This window comes from Mesorhizobium sp. M2A.F.Ca.ET.039.01.1.1 (assembly GCF_003998035.1).
GTDB lineage: Bacteria > Pseudomonadota > Alphaproteobacteria > Rhizobiales > Rhizobiaceae > Mesorhizobium.
The window spans coordinates 1-2,794 of record NZ_RZRY01000756.1 but is presented as its reverse complement, the minus strand read 5'-3'; the positions used below and the strand labels follow the sequence as shown (position 1 = coordinate 2,794).

At 66.0% G+C, this 2,794-nt stretch carries 3 protein-coding genes; 2 read left to right on the top strand and 1 reads right to left on the bottom strand.

Annotated elements, in window-relative coordinates:
* Positions 1-1,258: DHA2 family efflux MFS transporter permease subunit (locus EOA24_RS33175; protein ID WP_127410535.1), on the bottom strand; the 1,258-nt coding region annotated here is incomplete at its 3' end.
* Positions 1,259-1,579: 321 nt separating this feature from the next.
* Here EOA24_RS33175 and EOA24_RS33170 point away from each other — a divergent pair.
* Both EOA24_RS33170 and EOA24_RS33165 read left to right on the top strand, forming a co-directional pair.
* Positions 1,580-1,879, top strand: coding sequence for a hypothetical protein (locus EOA24_RS33170; protein WP_126080424.1), 300 nt, complete (start codon positions 1,580-1,582; stop codon positions 1,877-1,879).
* A gap of 180 nt (positions 1,880-2,059) precedes the next feature.
* Positions 2,060-2,794 (top strand): chloride channel protein (locus EOA24_RS33165; RefSeq protein WP_189354434.1); only part of this gene is annotated, 735 nt, incomplete at its 3' end.

The window sequence follows — 2,794 nt, the reverse complement described above, 5'->3', positions numbered from 1 at the left end:
CCATGGCGGCGATCGAAACGCCGAGCGCGACGCTGAGCTGCTGCAGGACGCCGCCCAGGCTGGTGGCGCGGCTGAGGTTCTCGGCCGGCAGGTCGGCGTAGGACAGCGTGTTGGACGACATGAACTGCGCCGAACGAACAATGCCGAAGCAAAAGACATAGAGGCCGATCAGCCAATGCGGGGTGTCGGCGTCGAGCAGGGCAAAGCCCGCCACGGCAACAGAGCCGACCACGGCGCTGCCGCTCAGCACGGCCTTGAAGCCGAAGCGCCGCAGGAAGAAGGACAGCAGCGGCCGCATCAGCAGCGCGCCGAAGCTGCCGACGAAGGTCAGCGATCCGGAGGTGACCGGGCTCATGCCGAAGCCGACCTGCAGCATCAGCGGCAACAGGAAGGGCGCGCCGTTGAGGCCGATGCGGCAGAGCCCGCCGGCCAGCGTGCCGACCCGGAAGGAGCGGAAGCGGAACAGCGTGAGATCGACCGCGGGCGCCGCGACTCGGCGCGCATAGTGGCCGAAGGCGAAGAGCAGCAGGACCGAGGCCGCCAGCACCAGCATGGTCGCCAGCGGCGAAATGATCGGCCTGCCGATATTCTCCAAGCCGAATTGCAGGAGTGCCGCGCCAGTACCCACCATGAGGAAGCCGGCGAAGTCGAAAGGCTGGGCTTCTTCGCCGTGGAAATCGTCGACGAAGTGCAAGGCGGCGAGAATGCCGATGAGGCCGAACGGCACGTTGACATAAAAGATCCAGCGCCAGGAGGCGTAGGTGGTCAAGAGGCCGCCGAGCAGCGGTCCGATGACGGGACCGACGATCGCCGGCAAGGTCATGTAGGTCATGGCGGTGATCAGCCCGCTGCGTGGAAAGGAGCGCAGCAGGATCAGCCGCCCGACCGGCGTCATCATGGCCCCGCCCAGTCCCTGCAGCGCGCGCATGGCCAAAAGCATGCCGACGCTGTCGGCCACGCCGCACAGAACCGAGCCCAGGGTGAAGGTGAAGAGCGCCAGGGCGAAGATCCTGCGGGCGCCGAACCGGTCGGCGAACCAGCCGCTGACCGGGATGAACACGGCCAGGGTCAGGATGTAGGTGGTGATCGCCAGATTGAGCCGGACCAGGGTGGTGTCGAGGCTTTGCGCGATGGCCGGAATGGCGGTGGTGAGGATGGTGGAATCGAGCTGTTCCATCAGGAAGGCGATGGCGACGATGGCCGGGATGATCAGCTTGAGACGCGGGTCGCGCTCGGTCGCGAAGAGATGCTGTTCCAATTGTCCGCCAGTTCCGTCGTGCAGGAAGCGATGCCCGCCCGCCAGCCATCCGCGATCAAGCCGGCGTCGATGTCGTGCGGCCCTGCCGGTCCGGACCCCCACCGCACCGGACTGCTTTATGGCCCGATCGATGCGAAGCGATAGCGATTTCGGCTGGCACAGAGGTCAACAAATCTTGACCCCCCTGCTGCACCGAGGCGCGGCGCTGACGGCTGCCGCCGTCTGAAAATCGATCACATATTCGTGTTGGCGTAACCATTCGCGCTGCGTCGGCGAACCGGAAGAGGGCGACCATGCCCCTCAACAATGGGAGTTGTTCAGATGCACTCGATCAAGTTCGCACTCATTGCCGGTTTCGCCGGTCTTTGCGCCTCGCAGGCCTCCGCCGAGGACACAATGGGCGCCATGACCATGATGAAGGGCGGCCAGGTCACCGCGATCATGCCGGACGGACACATGGGCACCATGATGCCGGACGCCAAGATGAGCGCCGACATGATGAAGATGGCCAAGCCCATCAAGCATTGCATGATGATGATCACCGACGCCAAGGGCAAGGCCTACATGATCGACACGTCGACCAAGAAGGCCCAGGCGGAATGCGAAAAAATGGCGATGTGACCTCGCCGACAGCGCGTGCCGACCTCCCCGCCGGCCGGTACGCCGGCGGGTTATCTGCCTTTGTATCACATCTCCTTGAGCGCCGTTCCTGGACGTTGCCGGCATGGCGTCGGGCTCGTCCTCGCGGGTTGATCGGCGCCGTCATTGTGCTAGGCCGGGCCTACCAGCAAGAGGCTCGTCATGGCCGGCATATCGCGAAAATACCGCATGCTTCGGCGTTCCCACGCCATGTGGGTGTCGCGGCGCGTCTGGCAGCCGCGGCTCGTCTTTTGGGCCGGCGCCATCTCGATCGGCCTGATCAGCGTCCTGTTCGCCCTGCTCGCCGACCGCGCGCAGGCCCTGTTCCATGTCATGACCGGCAATGAGGGCGGCTGGCGCTTCTATCTGCCTTTGATCGTGACGCCGCTTGGGTTCGTGCTCTGCGCCTGGCTGGCGCATTCCTTCCTCCCGGGATCACAAGGCAGCGGCATTCCGCAGGCGATCGCGGCGCGGCATCTGCGCGACGAGGACGATCGCAGCCGCATCCTGTCGCTCAGGCTGGTGGTGGGCAAGATAGCGCTCACCGTCGCCGGCCTCGCCTGCGGCGCCTCGATCGGCCGCGAAGGCCCGACGGTGCAAGTCGGCGCTTCGGTGATGCTGCAGGCGGCGCGCTGGGGCGGCATGGCGCATGCGCGCGGGCTGATCTTGGCGGGATCCGCCGCCGGCATAGCCGCCGCCTTCAACACGCCGCTCGCCGGCATCGTCTTCGCCATCGAGGAAATGGGCCGGGCCTATGAGGCGCGCACCAACGGGCTGGTGCTGACGGCGGTGATCCTGGCCGGCCTCGCCTCGCTCGGGCTGCTCGGCAACTACACCTATTTCGGCGTCGCCAAAGACACGGTCGCCTTCGCCTCCGACTGGCCGCTGGTACTAGCC

What these genes read in the sequence shown, in the direction of transcription:
- EOA24_RS33170 (WP_126080424.1), top strand. Translation starts at nt 1,580, where the DNA reads ATGCACTCGATCAAGTTCGCACTCATTGCCGGTTTCGCCGGTCTTTGC.